Raw genomic sequence first — 19,476 nt, 5'->3', positions numbered from 1 at the left:
ACAAAAGGAGTGATCTCGATGCGCACAAAGGAAAGACAAGTATCGCACCGTTCAGATAGATTTGAAGAGTTGTTCAGAAAATATCGACCGATCGTTGAGATTTTGCATAAAAAATATTATCTGCGGGATTATGACTTAGACGATTGGCTGCAAGAAGGCAGGATCGTTTTTAATAAGTGTCTAAAGACTTACGATAAGGACAAAGGAACGACCATCGGTATCTTGTTTAAGCGTTCCTTTGAGAACCGTATCTGCAGCCTGTTGCGGGCGCAGCATGCCCAAAAACGCAAAGCCCAAGTCGATGCCTGCTCGCTGGAAGAAAAGCTTTTACAAGAAGGCAATCGGTTTTTGACCGATCATAATCGCTGTGCGGAAACTGCAGAGACCTACTTGTTCGTTAATGAATCGTTGGCAGAGTATCCGAAAAGTTTATCGTCTTTAGAACGAATGGTTATAATGAATTATTTAAAAGGATTAGAACTTGATCAGATTGCCGCTCAAGAAAAGCTGCCTTATGAAAAAATAAAAAGCGCTTTCAGTCGCGGTCGGACAAAGTTGATAGCGCTTATCAAGGGTGTTTAACAAAAATCTTATTGAAAGTAGAATTATTTTATGGTAAACTTGAAATTTTCTGCTTTTCGTGGTATGATGATGCTCGAGGTGAATGCGATGCCAACAACTTTAGCTACGATCAAGAAAGATTTAGAAGGCCGTATCGGTAGTGAGATTATGCTAGTTGCTCAGACTGGACGTAAGCGTCAAACTGAACGTCGCGGCGTTTTGACAGAAACTTATCCTTCAGTTTTTGTTGTAGATTTGGATCCAAATGAGAATTCATTCGAGCGGGTTTCTTATAGTTATTCAGATATTTTAACTAGAACTGTTGAGATTGAATTTTTATCAGAAGCTGTTTGAAACAAGAAGAGTTGACACTTTGTTGACTCTTTTTTGGTTCAATAAGATAAGGAGTGATGGGATGGCGTTTTTTCTAAAAGAGTTAGGGGAAATGACTGGGGTGGAGTTTTATCAGCTTGCCCGTTTGCGTACAGCGGTTTTTGTGGTGGAACAAGCGTGTGCGTATCAAGAGATCGATGCGATCGATGCACAAGCCAAACATTTATGGGCCCTTGATGAGGAAGGGCAGATCGTTTCGTATGCCCGTATTTTCCAGCAGGAACAAACGGTGCATTTTGGTCGGGTCATTGTGGCACCAGCATACCGGGGGCAAAAAGAAGGCCATCGTCTGATCAAAGAAGTTTTGCATCGCATTGAGCAGTGTTATCCAGCTTTGCCTATTGAGATCGAAGCACAAGCCCACTTAGAAAAATTCTACGGCCAGTATGGCTTTAAAACCATTACACCGCCTTTTTATGAAGACGGGATCCTGCATGTCGGGATGAAAAAAGAAGCAAGCACAGCGACTCTCTAGCGAGGTTCGCGTGCTTGCTTCTTTTAGCGCTATGATTGATGGATCGGATGAATCCGAATCGCTTCTTTCGACCTTATTGACTAAGAGCCGTTTTTTTATCGGATCGTATCGTCCAATGATGTTGGACGTGGATCAACAGTGTTGGCAGGAGGCGTTTGCGCTTTTAGAAGGTCACGAATCTCTTCTAAATAATCCTCTGCAGTGACTTCTGGTACTTCTTCTTCCTCAGGTTGTTGTTTCAGATTGCGTAGTTTGTTGACTGCTTTGACAATCAAGAACAAGACAAATGCGGTAATCAAGAACGTAATAATGGCAGTAATTACGCGGCCGAAATCAAAGACCACATTTTTGGCTGGTTCAAAGACCAAGCCAGAAAAGGCATCTGCATTACCAAAGAGTGATAAGATCCATGAAACCAATGGTGTCAGCAATCCTTCAACTAAACTAGTGACGATTGCGGTGAAGGCACTCCCGATCACGACCCCGATCGCCAAGTCAATGACGTTTCCTCGTAAAATAAATTCTTTAAATTCTTTAATCATCCTGTATCCTCCCTTCTAAATCTTACTGACAGTATAGCGAAAAACGCGGGATTTATAAAAAAAAACGCTCGCTGCAACAGGTTTGATCAGCGAGCCGAGGAGAAAGTTTGTCAGCTATGCTATAATTGAAGAGATAATTTTGCTTCTAGAAGGGGTGTCACATGTCTATTGAATTAAAAAAAGGTGTTCGGTTAACGGTGCTACCGACCAAAAAGTATAAAACGATCCGTTTTTTCGTTCGGTTTACTGCACCATTGCAGGCTGAAATGACCGCCAAACGGACCTTATTGACCAGTTTATTAGAAACGACTAGTTTGGCTTATCCGACACAGACCGCATTTAGCAGTCAGCTGGCAGAGCTTTACGGTGCCAGCTTTGGTATGAATGTCAACAAACGGGGCAATCTGCATCAAATCAATGCAGCGATGTCCTTTGTCAACGGGAAGTACGTGTCAGATGAAGCAGTATTGCCGCAAGCAGCCGCTTTTTTAGCAGAAGTTTTGTTCCATCCGAATGCCCACGAGGAGCAATTTGAAGAAAAGAACTTCACCATCGAAAAGCACAACTTGATCGCCTATATGAACAGCGTGGCCGAAGATAAGCAAGCATTGGCTTCTTTAGGACTGCAAGAGTTGTATTTTGAAAAGGATCAGAATCAGAAGTATCCAAGCTTTGGCCGTCCCCAAGACTTAGAAGCTGTGACCTCAAAAGAGCTTTACCAAACCTATCGCTCAATGATGGACAATGATCAAATCGATATTTTCGTGATCGGCGATGTGGTTGAAGCAGAAGTTGCAGCGCTCTTCCAAAACATGGCCTTTACCGATCGGCCAGACCAAGCAATGCCGGTCTTTTATCAGCAAGCGGCGGAAAACATCATTCGCGAGAAAATCTTGCGAGAACCAATCATCCAAGCCAAATTGAACTTAGGCTATCATACTGGCGTGTATTATGACCAAGCCGAGCGGATCGCTTTTATGGTCTTCAACGGGTTGTTTGGCGGATTCCCTCATTCAAAACTGTTTATGAATGTTCGAGAGAAAGAAAGTTTGGCGTACTATGCTTCCAGCAGTATCGATACGTTTCGTGGGTACTTGTCGGTCCAAACGGGGATCGATGGCAAAAACCGCGACAAGGTCTTCAAATTGATCGAACAGCAGCTGCAAAGCTTGCAGCGTGGCGAAGTCACCGCGGAAGAACTGGCACAAACAAAAGCGATGTTGAAAAACCAGTACTTGCTTTCATTGGATAACCCACAAGCACTGATCGAAACAGCCTATCTGAATCAGTGGGTACCGAATACGAAAATGACGGAAGACGAATTTATGCAGAAATTGGCACAAGTGACCGTGGCAGATGTCCAAGCATTGGCTCAAAACGTGTCCTTGCAAGCTGTATTCTTCCTGGATAAGGAGACGACCCATGAATAAAAAAGTCTATCAGCAAATCAATGAGACCCTTTATGAAGAAGTATTGGCAAACGGCTTGAAAGTTTATTTGCTGCCAAAAGCCGATTTCCACAAAACTTACGGACTTTTCAGTACGAACTATGGCTCTGTCGATAATCATTTTGGGTTTTCACCCGAAGCATTGCATCGAGTCCCTGATGGCATTGCCCATTTTCTAGAGCACAAACTGTTTGAAAAAGAAGACGGCGATGTCTTTCAAACCTTTGGTCAGCAGGGGGCTTCTGCCAATGCCTTTACCAGTTTCACGAAAACCAGCTACCTTTTTTCGGCAACCGATCAAATCAAGCTGAACCTTGAAACGTTGATCGATTTCGTTCAAGCCCCGTATTTCACAGAAGAAACCGTCGAAAAAGAAAAAGGGATCATTGGTCAAGAAATCCAAATGTATGATGACGATCCGAACTGGCAGCAGTTTTTTGGCATCATCAAAAATCTGTATCCGAAGCACCCCTTGCATATCGATATCGCTGGTACGGTGGAAAGCATTGCGCAGATCACCGCAGAAGACTTGTATCTTTGCTACAATACCTTCTATCACCCAAGCAACATGACGCTTTTTGTGGTAGGCAATATCGATCCTGAAGAAACGATGGCGTGGATTCGGACCAATCAAGCGGCCAAGACCTTTCCAGAAACGCAGGCGATCATTCGCCAGTTTCCTGAAGAAACCTTTGCCGATATTCAAGCAGAATCAAGTCTTACCATGCCAGTGACACGTGCCAAAGGTGTATTAGGGATCAAAGGAGACTTGAACAAACTGCCGAAATCAGGAAGAGAGCTCTTGCGCTTCAAAAATGCGTTGAATCTTTTCTGCCAATTGGTGTTAGGCAATACTTCCGCCAATTATTTGCGTTTGTATGATCAAGGCATCATCGACGACACATTTGGGTTTGAAGTGAACTTGGATCGCGGCTTTTACTTTGCCGACTTCTCGGGGGATTCTGAAGAGCCAGAAAAAATGTTGGCAGAGATCGAAGCGATCGTAATGAATTTCCCGCAAGATCCAGAGATCAATGAAGAAAACTTGACGTTATTGAAGAAGAAAATGCTAGGGAAATATTTCCAATCACTGAACTCACTGGAGTTTATCGCAAACCAGTTTACCCAAAGTTTATTTGGTGAAACGACGCTCTTTGATCTGCCAGAAGTGATCCAATCGATCACTTTGGAAGATGTCCAGCAAGCGGCTCGTTCCTTTATCGACCCCAAAGCGTTTAGTCGTTTTTACATGTATCCAACAGAAAAAGCCTAAGCGAAGGCTGGTTTTGTCAAACAGCTGTCATCTAAGCGACACTGACTGATTCAAGGAGGAACGCCCAACAGAACAAGGGCTGGCCAACTCCTGAGTCATTCAGTGTTTTCTTTTTGCGTCAAAAGGTGGTTTTTTCTTGCAATTTGATGCCAATTTGGCGAAAAGTATTAAAATTTGTTTGCGAGTTGTGGTTAGGCTATCCTCAGACTTTTTCTTTTATGGTATTCTTTAATTATTGAAGCAAAATCTTTTTTTGTTTTTTTACAAAAAATCACGGAAAAAATGTTATATTTAGTAGACGGCGCGCCCAGATGGCAATCTGCGTGACGGAGTTTTTTTTATTGACGTATACAGGGAACCCCTGTTTTAAAATGATAGAGCAGCTTTGCTGACCTTACGACAAGCAGCGAAGCGATTTTAGGGCTTTTTTTAAAGATGAATAAAAGACTGGAGTAGATGATCGAGTGGCCAACGAAACAACGATTGGAGCAAAATTACGGCAAGCCCGTTTAGATAAAAACATTTCATTGATTGAATTACAACAAATGACAAAGATCCAAAAACGCTATTTAGAAGCAATTGAAGCGGAGCGTTTTGATCAATTGCCAGGCACTTTTTATGTCCGCGCGTTTATTCGCCAATATGCAGCAGCGGTTGGAGAAGACGGCGACAAATTGGTGGCCGTTTTTGATGGCAAAGATACGTTAGACGCCCCCTTACCAAAAAGACCGCAGCCTGAAACCGTCAGCGGCTCACGAAAAGCACAGCACGTAGAAGAAAAAAGCGGCTCATTTGTCGTCCGCTATTTGCCGATGATTCTATTAGGCCTGGTTGCCATTACGATCGTGAGTATCGTGGGCTACATGGCTTGGCAAGACCGTAATACAACACCGATGATCCAAGGGAGTTCTTCTCTCGTGGTAGAAAATTCAGCGTCTACCGCTTCCACCACGACAAGTACGGAAGAAACCAGTACTTCGAGTGAAGCGACGGAGTCCTCAAGTACGACGGAATCCAGCGAAGCGAAAATGACGATGACGGCTAGCGATTCCACGCAATCCTCGATCACGATCACGATGAAAGATGCGGAAAACCCTATTGAATTGGCATTTACTGGGCTAGATGCTTCTTGTTGGGTCGGTGTACAAGTTGACAACGCTTATGTGTACCAATACACTGTTCAAGCGGGAGAAACGCAATCGATGACGCTGCCAGAAGGCGCCACGAATGCGACCTTGACCCTGGGCGCAAGTCAAAATATCTCCATCACTGCCAATGGTCAGGAAGTGGACTTTTCTGACCCGCAATTTGAATTGTTACAAAAGACAGTCCGCCTCGTGATTGAATACCAAGACGATGCGGCATAAATCTGACAAATGCGCCTTATTGAGGTATCATTAGCTAAAAAGTTATCTGTTGCATCCGACCATTGAAAAGCAGAAGTAGTGGCATGATTTGCCGTTATTTCGTACAATAGTCGGCAGAGAGGAGTCTATTTCGTGAATTTACCCAATCAATTAACTGTATTACGGATCATTATGATCCCCATCTTTATTTTGGTCTTGGTTTTGCCAATCGATCTTGGCACGCTGACCGTTGGTACGACACAATTAGAAAACACGCACCTTATTGCAGCGATCCTTTTTGCGGCAGCCAGCATTACAGACTGGCTAGATGGCAAGATCGCTCGTTCCAGAGGCCTTGTTACCAACTTCGGGAAGTTTGCTGACCCGTTAGCAGATAAAATGCTCGTCATGACGGCTTTTATCATGCTGGTTGAATTAGACAAAGCCCCAGGCTGGGTAGTTTCGATCATCGTTTGCCGCGAGTTGGCAGTGACAGGTTTACGCTTGTTGTTAGTGGAACAAAGCGGGGAAGTCATGGCTGCTGCGTGGCCAGGGAAAATCAAAACCGCGACACAAATGGTTGCGATCATTTTCTTGTTCTTGAACAACATTCCCTTTTCAATGATCGGTTTGCCTATCGATCAAATCATGTTGTATCTATGTTTGATCTTCACGATCTATTCCGGGGTCGATTATTTCATAAAAAATACGAATGTTTTTAAAGATTCTATGTAAAATTTCTAGATCTAGATAAAGAAGCGATAAAAACAAGGATACAAGTCACGAAAGTTCAGAAGTTTTCTGGACTTTTTTTGTCAATATGAAAGACTTTTACGTATCTGATAAATGAAGGAGTAAACGAATGAAAGCAGAAATTATTGCAGTCGGGACCGAATTACTTTTAGGACAGGTGGTGAATACGAACGCGACCTTCTTGTCAGAAGAACTGGCAAGTCTTGGGATCGATGTTTTTTATCATAGTGTTGTCGGGGACAACCCCAATCGCTTAGAAGAATTGCTGACGATCGCCGACAAACGCAGCGACTTGATCGTATTGTGCGGCGGCTTAGGGCCCACCGACGATGACTTGACGAAACAAGTCACTGCCCGTCATGTGGGACAAGAGTTAGTCAGAGATGAACCAGGTTATCACCAATTGAAAGCCTTCTTTGAAAACAGTCAACGGAGGATGACGGAAAACAATTTGCGGCAGACCCTCGTTTTTAAGGACGGTGTGTCTTTGCCAAATCCCAATGGACTAGCGATCGGGATCTTTTATCAGACAGCCGCTACCAGTTATTTGCTGCTGCCAGGACCACCAAGTGAACTACAGGCGATGTTTCTTACCCACGCAAAACCACTTCTGTTAGAGCAGTTTCCCCAAGAAGAGGTCTTGCTGTCTCGCGTTTTGCGCTATTACGAGATCGGGGAATCGGCATTGGTCACAGAATTGGCCGATTTGATCGAGAATCAAGTCAATCCTACCATCGCTCCTTATGCCAAACCCAATGAGGTCACGCTGCGTCTGACGGTCAAAACTGCAGACGAGGCGCAAGGGATCAAACAATTGGATGCGTTAGAAGAAACCGTCCAAGCACGGGTCGGTGCGTATTTCTATGGGTATGGGGAACAAAATTCGCTGGCAGAAACAGTCGTCGGGCTACTGATCGAGAAAAAGAAAACCGTCACCGCAGCGGAAAGTTTGACCGCTGGTTTGTTCCAAGCGACCCTAGGAGGGATTCCTGGCGTCTCTGAGGTGTTTCCCGGTGGGTTCGTGACATATTCTGCTGCAACAAAAAGCAAGCTCTTAGGCATCGATCCAGGGCTTTTGGAAAGCTATGGGACTGTTAGTCAGGAATGTGCAGAAGCAATGGCCGTCTATGCCCGCAAACAAGCCGAGACTGATTATGCGGTGGCGTTTACTGGTGTTGCTGGTCCAGACGAGTTAGAAGGTCAGCCTAAAGGCACCGTTTGGATCGCCTTAGCTTCTGACAAAGGCGTCTCGAGCCAGCTGTATCACTTCAACCGCGACCGCGCCTATATTCGGCATAGTGCCGTCATGGCGGGCTTAAATCAAATACGTAAGGAATTATTAAATTAATGCGAATGTTTGTTCGTTTTTTCTTGCAATTTCCCGTCAGAAGGACTATTATTATCTTATGAACGACACACGAAAGTGATGAATATAAGGAGGATTATCCGTTTGGCAGATGATCGTAAAGCAGCCTTAGATGCTGCACTAAAGAAGATTGAAAAGAACTATGGTAAAGGTGCCATCATGAAGCTTGGCGAAAAAGTTGATCAACAAATTTCAACGATCCCAAGTGGTTCATTGGCCTTGGATGTTGCATTAGGTGTAGGTGGTTACCCACGAGGACGGATCGTAGAAGTTTACGGCCCAGAAAGTTCTGGTAAAACGACAGTTGCTTTACATGCCATTGCGGAAGTCCAAAAAAATGGCGGAACAGCAGCATTTATCGATGCCGAACATGCGTTAGATCCTCAGTATGCGCAAAAATTAGGTGTAAATATCGATGATCTTTTGTTATCACAACCAGATACAGGGGAACAAGGATTAGAGATCGCTGACGCCTTAGTTTCAAGTGGTGCGGTTGATATCGTAGTTATTGACTCGGTAGCAGCTTTAGTCCCACGAGCGGAGATCGATGGTGAAATGGGTGATACCCACGTTGGTTTGCAAGCTCGTTTGATGTCACAAGCATTACGGAAACTTTCTGGTTCCATCAACAAAACGAAAACGATCGCGATCTTTATCAACCAAATTCGCGAAAAAGTTGGGATCATGTTTGGGAATCCAGAAACGACACCTGGTGGACGTGCGTTGAAATTCTATTCAACCATCCGTTTGGAAGTACGTCGTGCTGAGCAATTGAAATCCGGTACAGATATCATCGGGAACCGCACGAAGATCAAAGTAGTCAAAAACAAAGTAGCGCCACCATTTAAAGTAGCGGAAGTCGACATGATGTATGGTCTAGGTATTTCACAAGAAGGTGAATTATTGGATATGGCCGTGGAACAAGACATCGTTGATAAAAGCGGTGCGTGGTATGCCTATAAAGGGGATCGCATCGGTCAAGGTCGTGAAAACGCCAAAAACTATATGCGTGAACACCAAGAAATGATGCTAGAAGTTTCTGCTCGCGTCCGCGATGCTTACGGGATTGGAACAGGAGAGACCGTAACCCTCGAGGAAGCGCAAGAAGAATTACCATTAGACGAATAAGTCTTGAAAAGCCAAACAACGAGGTTGTTTGGCTTTTTTGTGGCTTTTTGCTAGATTCATCTATTGTTGAAAAAACATCCGTAAAAAGGAAGGGTTGCGAAAGTTTACTTTATTATTTAAAGTTGACACTCTTGTGTTCAAACATTAGAATAAACGTATGTGGATTTCCACATAAGAAGTAGCGAATTGATAATTTTGTTATCCTTTGTTAATCAAAATTACAAAATATTTAAAAAGATAGTATGGAGGTGGATTCATTGGAACTACTTTACATTCTCCTCGCTATCATCGGTTTAATTGTCGGTCTTGGATTAGGAGTTTATGTGACGAAATCTCGTCATGAGAAAGAAATCAACGGCGCCCAAAATTCTGCAGCTGGAATTATCGAAAGCGCTAAGAAAGAAGCAGAAACTCTTAAAAAAGAAGCATTGTTAGAAGCTAAGGAAGAAAATCAGAAGTATCGGTCAGAGATTGAAAGTGAGTTGAAAGAAAGCAAACTTGATTTAAAATCACAAGAAAATCGTTTACTCCAAAGAGAACAAGTACTTGATCGTAAGGACGATTCTTTGGAAAAACGAGAACGCTCACTTGAAGATAAAGAAGGCAGACTTAGTGAGAAACAACAATTAATTGACGAGCGAGAAAAAGAAGTAGAAAACTTAATCGATGGACAACAGAAAGAATTAGAGCGCATCGCCGCGCTGTCTAGAGATGAAGCAAAAGAGTTGATCATGAAATCAACGGAAGAGGAATTGAACCATGAATTAACGATCATGGTCAAAGAATCTGAACAGCGTGCGAAGGAAGAAGCAGATCGAAAAGCAAAAAATCTCTTGTCCCTAGCAATCCAACGTTGTGCCGCAGACCAAGTGTCTGAAACCACGGTATCGGTCGTATCATTACCAAATGATGAGATGAAAGGTCGAATCATCGGAAGAGAAGGTCGGAACATTCGGACCCTTGAAACATTGACAGGGATCGATTTGATCATCGATGACACGCCAGAAGCAGTCGTCTTATCAGGATTTGATCCGATTCGCCGTGAAATTGCTCGTATGACCCTTGAAAAACTGATTCAAGACGGCCGGATCCATCCAGCTCGAATTGAAGAAATGGTCGAAAAATCTCGGAAAGAAATGGATGAGCATATTCGTGAATATGGGGAACAAGCAGCCTTTGAAGTCGGTGCTCACACCCTTCATCCAGACTTGATCAAGATTTTAGGTCGTTTGCGTTTCCGTACCAGCTACGGACAAAACGTCTTGAACCACTCGATCGAAGTCGCAAAACTAACCGGTGTTCTTGCCGCAGAATTAGGCGAAGATATTCAGTTAGCCAAACGTGCCGGACTCTTGCATGATATCGGGAAAGCCCTTGACCATGAAATCGAAGGCTCTCACGTTGAGATCGGGGCTGAGTTAGCTGCCAAATACAAAGAAAATGGTGTGGTGATCAATGCGATCGCTTCTCACCATGGAGATGTTGAAGCAACATCGGTTATCTCTGTTTTAGTTGCAGCCGCAGATGCCTTGTCAGCAGCCCGTCCAGGTGCCCGCAGCGAATCATTGGAAAATTATATTCGCCGCTTGCAAAACCTAGAAAATATCGCCAACGGCTTCAAAGGGGTCGATTCCAGTTTTGCAGTCCAAGCCGGACGTGAAGTCCGTGTAATGGTCAAACCAGAAGAGATTTCTGATTTGGATGCTGTACGATTGGTTCGCGACATCCGCAAGAAGATCGAAGACGATTTGGATTACCCAGGTCATATCAAAGTAACCGTTATTCGCGAGACCCGCGCAACGGATTACGCCAAATAGCAAGCAAAAGCAGTATCCTCTCAGAGGATACTGCTTTTTTGTGTAGCTGATTGTCAATAAGGACGGCTGAGTTGTGCAAAATCGACTCTATTTCATCAGTCCCATAAATGATCGTGCCTTTTTTATTCGTCGGCAACAGAACAACGAACAAGCAAAAGGATGGCTCGATAGCGACAGAGGCGAAAAATGGGAGGATCGATCCAGTATTATCGATTGGGGGGCTATTGAAAAACAAAACAGACCCAGACTTCTCGGGGAAGTCCAGGTCTGTTTCATGTGTTTCACGTCTATACGTCCATCAAATCTTGCGTCGGCGGGCAAAGTCCACAAAGCGGAATTTATCCAGTCGGTGGATCGATTCGGTGTATTCAAAACAGCGCGTGTCTTCTAGATACACGAGGCTGCGAACCGTAACGACATGCTGATCTTCAGGACGCAGATCCATTAGATCCCGCAATTCTTTGTTGACGGGGTCAACAGTGATTTCTTTTTGTGCATAAGCGATCTCAAGGCCAAGATCATTTTCAAAGTAATCAAAAATCGATACTTTCGCTCGGTTTTCTGGCAACTCTTCGATGATAGAAGCATCAAGGTAATCTTTATCCAAAATCACCACTTCTCCATCAATTCTCCGCTGACGGATCAGTTTCCATGCCTCAGAAGCAACAGGCCAACCAGTGGTCTCGTGCAGCTTTGGCGAAACGGCGATCTTGCGGATCTCGACAACCTTTGTTTCACTAGGAATGCGTTGGGTATCTTGCAGCTCTCGAAAACTCGTCAAGCCAGAAATCGGGAAATCAAAGCGATTCAAGTCTAAAACGATCGAACCTTTCCCTTGTTTCTTTTGGATATAACCAGCATCCCGCAATAAATTCAATGCCTTACGGACAGTCTCGCGGGAGACACCATAAGTTTTGATCAATTGGTTTTCGCTAGGCAGCAAAGAATGCGGAGGGTATTCGTTTGCTAGAATTTTTTGTTCTAAATCTAAAAATATTTCTTTGAACTTGTTCATCGGATTGCCCCCTCTTTGGCTATTATAGCGAGGCCAATTTGGAAATGCAATCGACTATTTCGCCAAAAGTTCGTCAATGTTTAGGTCCGTCAATTTTTCAACGATCACATCTGCACCGTGTAATTCTTCTCCTGAATAAACGCCTACCGCATACATACCAGCAGCTTTGATGCCGTCGATCCCTGCTTGAGCATCTTCAAAGCCAACTGCTTCTGCCGGTTCAATGCCTAGTGCCAGCGCTGCTTGGATAAAGATTTCTGGATCTGGTTTGCCTTTTTTCAAGGTTGCTGGGTCAACGATCGTATCAAAGTCTTGCATGACCCCAAGTTTGTCCAAAATAAACGGTGCATTTTTGGATGCCGAAGCGATCGCACAAGGAATGTTTTTTGCTTTGGCTTCATCAAGGAATGTCTTCACCCCTGGCAATAGATCATCAGGAGTCAAGCTTTGTAATAATTGTACATAGTGGGTATTTTTCTTCGTCGCTAACGCTTCTTTTTCGACTTCTGTGTAGGCGTCATTTTTGTTGCCTAGGGTTAAGATTCGCTCTAAAGAATCCATGCGGCTGATGCCTTTTAACTGCTCGTTGAACTTCAAATCGATCTCGATCCCGATCTCAGAAGCTAATTCTTTCCATGCAATGTAGTGGTATTTGGCCGTATCCGTGATAACGCCGTCTAAATCAAAAACAAATCCTTTTTTCATGTGTAACACTCCTTTTAATAAGTAATCGTTGCTTCTTTCTTTGCTTCTAGAGAAACTTGTTGCCCATTCACTAAGATCGTGACTGGCTGATCAGCGGTAATCGTCAATGTTTCATGTGTAACATTCATTGCAAAGCGGGTGCCGCGAACTTCTAGCTGGAAGGCTAAGCTGTCCCAGGCTTTTGGCAAGTTTGGTGTGATTTGAAGCTGCTCTTCTCGAATATCGATCCCAGCAAAAGTGGTTAACGGAATAAACAACGTAGCGGCCATGACACCGGCGTGAATGCCTTCTGCTGTAGTCCCGCCTTGGATATCACGGTAATCAGAAGAGAGGGCTTCTTGGTATAACGACCAAGCCAATTCCTGATCATCCACCATTGCCGCTAACTGGGCATGAACGATCCGTGACAAAGTCGAGCCGTGGGAGGTGCGAGCTAAATAATAATGCAGATTTTTTTCAATATAGTCTGTTGGTAGTTGGTAAGAAAGATCCGCCAAAATCTGATTGACTTGCTCTTTTGAGAAATTGTAGAAAATCATCAAACTATCGGCTTGTTTCGCGACTTTGTAGCTGTCAGCACTCTTGCCTTCAGCGTTCAAGATGCGGTCCATCCGATAGATGTTGCCATATTTCTCTTTGTAGTGAGCCCAATCCAGATCTTCCAGCTGGAAGTACCCTTCAAATTGTGCAATGATGCCTTCTGGATCGATCTCTAAGCCCAGCTTGGTACGAATATCTGCCATAGCAGCAATATCTGCAGGGGTTAAAGCCGTTTTCTCTAATACCGCTTGGAAGCTCTCTGCTGAAAGTTGTTGTTGAAGGTTCTCGATCTCTTCAAACAACCATACTACCATCATATTGGTATAGGCGTTGTTTTTCAAGCCGCCTTGTTCACTATTTGGGTAGCTTTCATGAAATTCATCTGGTCCCATGACTTTATCGATAAAGTAACGTTGAGTAGCATCATCCCAGGTGGCAGCACTTTGCCAGAAATGAGCGACTTCTAACATCAATTCTAACCCATATTGTTCCATGAAGACTCGATCTTGCGTGTTGTGCCAGTATTGCCAAATGTTATAAGCGATCGCTAAGGAGACATGTCGTTGCAAGCGACTGTGATCTTCTTTCCATTCGCCGCTGATAGGGTTCAAATGCAGTTCTTGGGATTGCTCACTGCCATCCAAGCCTGATTGCCATGGGAACATGGCGCCTTGGTAGCCAGCTTTTTGAGCATCTTTTTTGGCAGCAGCTAAGCGGCGGTAGCGATACAGCAAAATTTCTTTGGCGGTGTCAGGAAAATGTAGAATGTAAAACGGTAAGATAAACAGTTCATCCCAGAAAATATGACCGCGATAGGCTTCACCATGTAGGCCACGAGCAGTGATACTGGCATCTAAGGATTTCTGATAAGCATTCGGTGCTGCGGAGACCAGCAGATGATACGTATGCAGATTCAGCATTTTTTGCGACATCAAGTCACCAGTGACTTCGATGGTCGCTTTTGCCCATAATTCAGCCCAGGCTTGTTTTGAGGCGGTATACATCGTCACAAAATCAGGTAATGCTAAGGAAGAAAACGTAAATGCCGGTTGTGGCTCTTCTTGGCGATAAGCGGCAACAGTGACTGATTTTTCGACCCGATAAGTTTGTCCCTCCGTCACCTCCAGGGTTACTTGCTGACGGACGAGCTGGTCGTTTGTTTCAGCTTGCAGCTCAGCCAATGGTAGGTCCTGTGAAAACAGTTCAGAGGATTGGACAACGGTAATCTGTGATTGGTTAGTGGTGACCACTAAATGCGCTTTGTTTTGTTCAGCTGCTGTCTCTTTCACGGTCAAATGCTGGTTAGTTAAACTACGGTAACGAGCGACGTTATAGTTATAGACCGATCCGTCGGCTTCACTGACGAAGGTAACGGCGCCAGAAAAGTTCAGCGGGGTAAACTGATAGACCAAGCTGTATTGGTGAACGTCTTGCATATTGGCGATTTTCTTCGTTTCGATTCGCAGACGCTTTTGTTTTTTGGTTTCAATTTCTGCCACTGATTGGAACAAGCCGGTCTTCAGATCCAATGTCCGTTTAAAGGAAAGGAGCTGATTGTTGGCGATATCGATCACTTCATCATCGATCTTTACGTACATTTTTTGCAGATTCGGTGCATTGACGAAGTCTTCATTGCTGATGGTATGACCAGAAACATCCGATTCCACCGTATTGTAAAGACTTGCTAAATACAGTCCTGGATAGTTCGCTTCACAAATGGTCATCTCAGGCGTTGTGCCTCGCAGCCCTAAATAGCCGTTACCGACGGTTAAAAGTGACTCCACCGAGTATTCATCTTTACCAGGGGTGTAGCCATAGTATTCGAGGCGCCAAGGAATTTCAGTACTTTTTTCTTCATACTGTTCTTTCGTAGTGCAAACAAAGGGACGATTCAATTTTTCTGTCAACCATTGGTCCAGTGAAAAAGTCCCTTCTTCATTCGTAAACACCAGCGATTCAGAGACGATCCCGCCACCTTCCATTTGCTGCAGCTGCGCGGTCAGTGCGGCAACGCGTTCACTGTCAGTCCCAGAAAACGGATAGGTCGTACCCGTTTGATCCGTTAACAGCCATTGTTCCTTAGACAATATAATCGTATTCACAGTAGTTATCCTCCTTTAAACTTGTCTATACATGCAAAATGATTATAACGTAAATTGTAAGCTATTTCAATTTATCTATCCTGTTTTTTTATTCTTTTTTGTCAAATAAACAGTAAATAAAGTTGTTGGCAATATTATTTTATATTAATGAAACATTTTAAAAAACGTTTATTTATCAAGGTTTTTATATGGTACCTTTGCTATTTGCTTGTATTGTTTATAGAAAAAGTGAAAAAAATTGGTTTGAAACGCTTGCAATATCAAAATTATCAAGTTATGATTAGTGCGTAATCAAAACATATATATACAAGTGGAGATGAAAGGGGTTTATTAATTATGGGAAAGTATCGTGATGATGCTGAGAAGCTGTTGGAATATGTTGGCGGCAAAGAAAATATCGCCGCAGTAACACATTGCGCGACACGGATGCGTTTTGTTTTGAACGATCAGTCAAAAGCAAACGAAAAGGCAATTGAAGAAATTCCAAGTGTCAAAGGAATGTTTACCAATGCGGGACAATTCCAAGTCATTATCGGCAATGATGTCTCAACGTTTTACAATGATTTTACCGATGTATCAGGAATAGAAGGTGTTTCTAAAGAACAAAGTAAAGCGATTGCAAAAAACAATCAAAATATCGTGCAACGAGCGATCGCTACGTTAGCTGAGATCTTTACCCCGTTATTACCAGCGATTATTGTCGGTGGTTTGATGCTAGGGCTGAGAAATTTCTTAGAAGGTGTACCGCTAGAAGCTCTAGGTGGACAAACCATTACACAAGCTTCTACTTTTTGGAACGGTGTCAACGGCTTTTTATGGCTGCCCTGTGAAGCCATCTTTCACTTTCTACCAGTAGGGATTACTTGGAGTATTACACGTAAGATGGGAACCACGCAAATATTAGGGATTGTTTTAGGGATTACATTGGTTTCACCGCAATTATTAAATGCTTATTCAGTAAGTTCAACTTCTGCTGCAGAAATTGCTCAAAATTATACGTGGGACTTCGGGTTCTTCACTATTGATAAAATTGGGTATCAAGCACAAGTGATCCCAGCAATGCTGGCAGGTTTCTTATTGGTTTATCTTGAAAGATTCTTCCGGAAATGGATTCCAGAAGCGGTTTCAATGATCTTCGTTCCATTGTTCTCATTGCTGCCAACTATTTTAGCAGCCCACATGGTGTTAGGTCCAATCGGTTGGCAAATCGGATCAGGCATTTCTTGGGTCGTAAATGCTGGCTTGACCTCACCATTAAACTGGTTATTTGGTTTCATTTTCGGTGGCTTGTATGCGCCTTTGGTTATTACCGGATTGCATCATACAACGCTAGCGATCGACTCTCAATTAGTAGCGGATTTTGGGACAACCAACCTTTGGCCAATGATCATGCTGTCAAATATTGCGCAAGGTACGGCAGTATTGGCGATTTGGTTCCTTCACCGTGGCAATAAAAAAGAAGAACAAGTCTCTGTTCCAGCAACGATTTCTGCTTACATGGGGGTTACTGAACCAGCGATGTTCGGGATCAATTTGAAATATGTTTACCCATTTGTCGCAGCAATGGTAGGTTCTGCCTTTGGTGGAATGCTGATCACTGCAACGAATACCCGTGCATTAGGTATTGGTGTAGGGGGACTGCCTGGCTTCTTATCATTTAAAATTGAAAACTATCCAATGGTCTTCATCTCAATGGCGGTGACGATTGCCATCACGTTTGTTTGCACCATCATCTTTAGAAAAGTTACCTTCTTAAATAAATTAGAACCGCAATTGGCTGCTGATACAGCTGCAGCAGCGGTTGTTGCACCAACGACGGCTGCACCGACAACTGCAGCCCCAGAAGCAGCACAAGTTTCAGAAGAAACCCTTTATGCTCCAGCTGATGGGAAAGTAGTTGCCATCACTGAAGTTTCTGATCCTGTCTTTTCTCAAAAAATGATGGGTGACGGCTTTGCTGTTCAGCCAACGAATGGAACGATTTATGCTCCTGTTGCAGGTACGATCTCTAGCATTTTTGAAACAAAGCATGCAATTGGGATTTTAACGCCTGGTGGCGCGGAAGTTCTTGTTCATATGGGCTTAGATACTGTGGAATTAAAAGGTGCGCCATTTGAGGTCCTTGTTTCTGAAGGTGACACGGTCACACCAGAAACGAAGATTGCAGTGATGGATCTAGATGCAGTGACCGCAGCTGGCAAACAGACAGATGTTTTAACAGTCATCACGAATGCCGAAAAAGTGCGTCAGCTTTCATTGACGACCACAGGCACAGTGACAGCCAAAACAGCGGTTGGTTCCGCTGAATTAAACTAAAAAAATAATCCGTTTCCGAGAGCGCCCTTTGACTAAGAAGGGGGATCGGAAGCGGATTTTTTTATGGCCGCCCTCAAGGGAGAGCGGCTTTTTTCTTGGTTTTCAATGGGTAAAGCCGCAGTTAGCTGACGGCTTTTTTGTCGGTGCTTTTGCGGAAGTAGTTGATCGTTAATAGGAAAGTCAGTAAGACTAAGGCCCACAAAAAGAATAAGGCGATTTGAGAGCCGATGACCGTCCCTTGGGTGTAATCGGTCGCCGCATTTTGTGCCAAATTGATAATGGTCGCCACCACAGCCGTCGCCACTGCACCAGAAAATTGCTGCAGCGTATTAAAGATCGCATTACCGTCCGCGTACAACGCAGGAGTCAGCTTGTTTAAGCCGGTGGTCATCATATTGCTGTAGGCTAAGCCGATCCCGATCATGTAAAAGACATGTCCAGCAACTAGGCTCCAAATGAAAGGCGAACGCAAAACGAGGGCTAAGGCAAGCCAACCGATGGCAATCAACGTCAAACCAGACAGGATCGGTTTTTTCGGTCCAACTTTATCCAGCAACCGACCAGAGATCGGCGCAAGGATCGCCCCGATCGCCGCCCCAGGAAGCATAACTAATCCTGCAGTAAAGGCATCTTTTCCCAAGACGAGTTGGACAAAGTTCGGCAAGACAAAGGAAATGCCCAGTAAAAGGAACTGACAAACAAGAAAGCCAAACAGAAACAAACTGAAGCTACGGTTTTTCAAAACAGCCAAACGAATCAAAGGGTTCGGGCCTTTTGAGCGTTGATAAAACAAGCCAGCACCAATGAAACCGAAAAGCAGCGGCAGTAGACTCGCTAAGGTGCCTACTTGATTCAAGAACAATAAGAAGCCGCTGAACATCAAGACGATTCCTAATACACTCAGTAAATCCAGGGAAGTGTCTTTTGCCCCAGCCGTTTTAGGGATCGAGTAAAGGCCGAGTACTAGGGAGATCAGCAAGACTGGGATCAAGAAAAGAAAGATCGCATTCCAAGACCAATGGGCGGTCAATAAGCCCCCATATGTCGGTCCGATCGCTGGAGCGATGGAAGTGGTCAAATTCCCTAAGCCGATTGCCGCTCCCCGTTTTTCAAAGGGGGAGTAAGTCAAAATGATGTGGAACATCAAAGGCAGTGCGATCCCTGTGCTGGCACCTTGGAAAAAGCGGCCAATCAGCAAAATGGCAAACGTCGGCGATAAAAAGTCGATCACCAAGCCAACAAGGAAAAAGGCGTTGGCAGCTAGAAACAAGGTTCTCAATGAGAAGCGTTTCAAAAGGTAGGTCGATATTGGGACAATGATGGAGATGACCAGTAAGTAGATGGTCGTCACCCATTGAACATCGGATGTTGAAAGCGTAAATTGATCGATCAATGTCGGAAACGTTACATTCATGGCTGTTTCAATCAGCACACCTGCAAATGACATCAATCCGGTTGCGAGGATCGCCCCCACGAGTTTTTTGTTGTTTTCCATATTCTCACCTCTAAAAATTCGCAAAAAAAGAGACCGTTTCTATTCTCATAGAAACCGCCTCTCTCTCGACAAGCGAACCCGCTTGTTATCTGTACGATTTAATCTATCGCTATTCTACTGACTTCATAAGAAAGTGTCAAGAGAAGTGGATAAAAAAATAGCAAAAAACTTTTTTGAAAGTTTTCAAACTTTTACTTACAC

Annotated in this window: 16 protein-coding genes; 11 read left to right on the top strand and 5 right to left on the bottom strand. The window is 43.9% G+C overall.

Features of this window, described 5'->3' with window-relative positions; all coding sequences use genetic code 11:
* Positions 1-18 precede the first annotated feature (18 nt).
* From P0G38_RS17060 to P0G38_RS17050, 3 genes are all read left to right on the top strand, one after another.
* The gene (locus P0G38_RS17060; protein WP_015508689.1) at positions 19-582 is read left to right on the top strand and encodes a sigma-70 family RNA polymerase sigma factor; all 564 of its coding nucleotides are present in this window, start codon (positions 19-21) and stop codon (positions 580-582) included.
* Between the two features lie 87 nt (positions 583-669).
* A complete protein-coding gene (locus P0G38_RS17055) occupies positions 670-915 on the top strand; it encodes a Veg family protein (RefSeq protein ID WP_005226417.1) in 246 nt (81 codons plus the stop codon).
* Positions 916-976: 61 nt separating this feature from the next.
* Entirely contained in the window at positions 977-1,429 is a 453-nt protein-coding gene (locus P0G38_RS17050) for a GNAT family N-acetyltransferase (protein ID WP_010748489.1), read from the top strand.
* A 95-nt stretch (positions 1,430-1,524) separates the two neighbouring features.
* Here P0G38_RS17050 and mscL read toward each other — a convergent pair whose 3' ends face one another.
* Positions 1,525-1,971, bottom strand: a complete 447-nt coding sequence (mscL, locus tag P0G38_RS17045; protein WP_005226421.1) for a large conductance mechanosensitive channel protein MscL — start codon at positions 1,969-1,971, stop codon at positions 1,525-1,527.
* A gap of 161 nt (positions 1,972-2,132) precedes the next feature.
* Here mscL and yfmF point away from each other — a divergent pair, with 161 nt between their 5' ends.
* The 7 genes from yfmF to rny all read left to right on the top strand — a co-directional run bounded on the left by yfmF (position 2,133) and on the right by rny (position 11,102).
* A complete protein-coding gene (gene yfmF, locus P0G38_RS17040) occupies positions 2,133-3,401 on the top strand; it encodes an EF-P 5-aminopentanol modification-associated protein YfmF (RefSeq protein WP_275853447.1) in 1,269 nt (422 codons plus the stop codon).
* Entirely contained in the window at positions 3,394-4,692 is a 1,299-nt protein-coding gene (yfmH, locus tag P0G38_RS17035) for an EF-P 5-aminopentanol modification-associated protein YfmH (RefSeq protein ID WP_275853445.1), read from the top strand. The genes yfmF and yfmH overlap by 8 nt, the downstream gene beginning before the upstream one ends.
* A 464-nt stretch (positions 4,693-5,156) precedes the next feature.
* Positions 5,157-6,059, top strand: a complete 903-nt coding sequence (locus P0G38_RS17030) for a helix-turn-helix domain-containing protein (protein ID WP_275853443.1) — start codon at positions 5,157-5,159, stop codon at positions 6,057-6,059.
* Between the two features lie 132 nt (positions 6,060-6,191).
* Positions 6,192-6,773, top strand: coding sequence for a CDP-diacylglycerol--glycerol-3-phosphate 3-phosphatidyltransferase (gene pgsA, locus P0G38_RS17025; protein WP_005226440.1), 582 nt, complete (start codon positions 6,192-6,194; stop codon positions 6,771-6,773).
* Between the two features lie 127 nt (positions 6,774-6,900).
* Entirely contained in the window at positions 6,901-8,139 is a 1,239-nt protein-coding gene (locus P0G38_RS17020; protein WP_275853441.1) for a competence/damage-inducible protein A, read from the top strand.
* Positions 8,140-8,241: 102 nt separating this feature from the next.
* Positions 8,242-9,285 (top strand): recombinase RecA, encoded by a 1,044-nt coding sequence (gene recA / locus P0G38_RS17015; protein ID WP_008376737.1) that lies wholly within the window; start codon positions 8,242-8,244, stop codon positions 9,283-9,285.
* A 242-nt stretch (positions 9,286-9,527) separates the two neighbouring features.
* Entirely contained in the window at positions 9,528-11,102 is a 1,575-nt protein-coding gene (gene rny / locus P0G38_RS17010; protein ID WP_005232891.1) for a ribonuclease Y, read from the top strand.
* Between the two features lie 298 nt (positions 11,103-11,400).
* Here the strand turns inward: rny and treR are convergent, their stop codons facing one another.
* Genes treR through P0G38_RS16995 form a run of 3 tightly spaced genes read right to left on the bottom strand, consistent with a single transcriptional unit; the run spans position 11,401 to position 15,464 of the window.
* A complete protein-coding gene (gene treR / locus P0G38_RS17005; RefSeq protein ID WP_005226457.1) occupies positions 11,401-12,117 on the bottom strand; it encodes a trehalose operon repressor in 717 nt (238 codons plus the stop codon).
* 54 nt (positions 12,118-12,171) lie between these two features.
* Positions 12,172-12,822, bottom strand: a complete 651-nt coding sequence (gene pgmB / locus P0G38_RS17000) for a beta-phosphoglucomutase (protein WP_121260440.1) — start codon at positions 12,820-12,822, stop codon at positions 12,172-12,174.
* 14 nt (positions 12,823-12,836) lie between these two features.
* Positions 12,837-15,464, bottom strand: coding sequence for a glycoside hydrolase family 65 protein (locus tag P0G38_RS16995; RefSeq protein ID WP_275853436.1), 2,628 nt, complete (start codon positions 15,462-15,464; stop codon positions 12,837-12,839).
* 336 nt (positions 15,465-15,800) lie between these two features.
* Between P0G38_RS16995 and treP the strand changes: the two genes are divergently transcribed.
* Positions 15,801-17,780 carry a PTS system trehalose-specific EIIBC component gene (treP, locus tag P0G38_RS16990; protein WP_010748496.1) on the top strand — a complete coding sequence of 660 codons (1,980 nt, stop codon included), beginning with the start codon at positions 15,801-15,803 and terminating at the stop codon, positions 17,778-17,780.
* A 121-nt stretch (positions 17,781-17,901) separates the two neighbouring features.
* Here the strand turns inward: treP and P0G38_RS16985 are convergent, their stop codons facing one another.
* Entirely contained in the window at positions 17,902-19,275 is a 1,374-nt protein-coding gene (locus tag P0G38_RS16985) for an MFS transporter (RefSeq protein ID WP_010748497.1), read from the bottom strand.
* Positions 19,276-19,476 lie beyond the last annotated feature (201 nt).

Source organism: Enterococcus casseliflavus (genome assembly GCF_029215545.1).
Taxonomy (GTDB): domain Bacteria; phylum Bacillota; class Bacilli; order Lactobacillales; family Enterococcaceae; genus Enterococcus_D; species Enterococcus_D casseliflavus.
The sequence above is the reverse complement of the archived record's forward strand: the minus strand, read 5'-3'. Positions and strand labels throughout refer to the sequence as shown.

Coding starts and splice junctions, on each gene's coding strand:
- yfmH (WP_275853445.1), top strand. CDS start 3,394: ATGAATAAAAAAGTCTATCAGCAAATCAATGAGACCCTTTATGAAGAA.
- mscL (WP_005226421.1), bottom strand. CDS start 1,971: ATGATTAAAGAATTTAAAGAATTTATTTTACGAGGAAACGTCATTGAC.
- P0G38_RS17050 (WP_010748489.1), top strand. CDS start 977: ATGGCGTTTTTTCTAAAAGAGTTAGGGGAAATGACTGGGGTGGAGTTT.
- P0G38_RS17020 (WP_275853441.1), top strand. CDS start 6,901: ATGAAAGCAGAAATTATTGCAGTCGGGACCGAATTACTTTTAGGACAG.
- P0G38_RS17060 (WP_015508689.1), top strand. CDS start 19: ATGCGCACAAAGGAAAGACAAGTATCGCACCGTTCAGATAGATTTGAA.
- pgmB (WP_121260440.1), bottom strand. CDS start 12,822: ATGAAAAAAGGATTTGTTTTTGATTTAGACGGCGTTATCACGGATACG.
- P0G38_RS17055 (WP_005226417.1), top strand. CDS start 670: ATGCCAACAACTTTAGCTACGATCAAGAAAGATTTAGAAGGCCGTATC.
- yfmF (WP_275853447.1), top strand. CDS start 2,133: ATGTCTATTGAATTAAAAAAAGGTGTTCGGTTAACGGTGCTACCGACC.
- P0G38_RS16985 (WP_010748497.1), bottom strand. CDS start 19,275: ATGGAAAACAACAAAAAACTCGTGGGGGCGATCCTCGCAACCGGATTG.
- treP (WP_010748496.1), top strand. CDS start 15,801: ATGGGAAAGTATCGTGATGATGCTGAGAAGCTGTTGGAATATGTTGGC.
- treR (WP_005226457.1), bottom strand. CDS start 12,117: ATGAACAAGTTCAAAGAAATATTTTTAGATTTAGAACAAAAAATTCTA.
- rny (WP_005232891.1), top strand. CDS start 9,528: ATGGAGGTGGATTCATTGGAACTACTTTACATTCTCCTCGCTATCATC.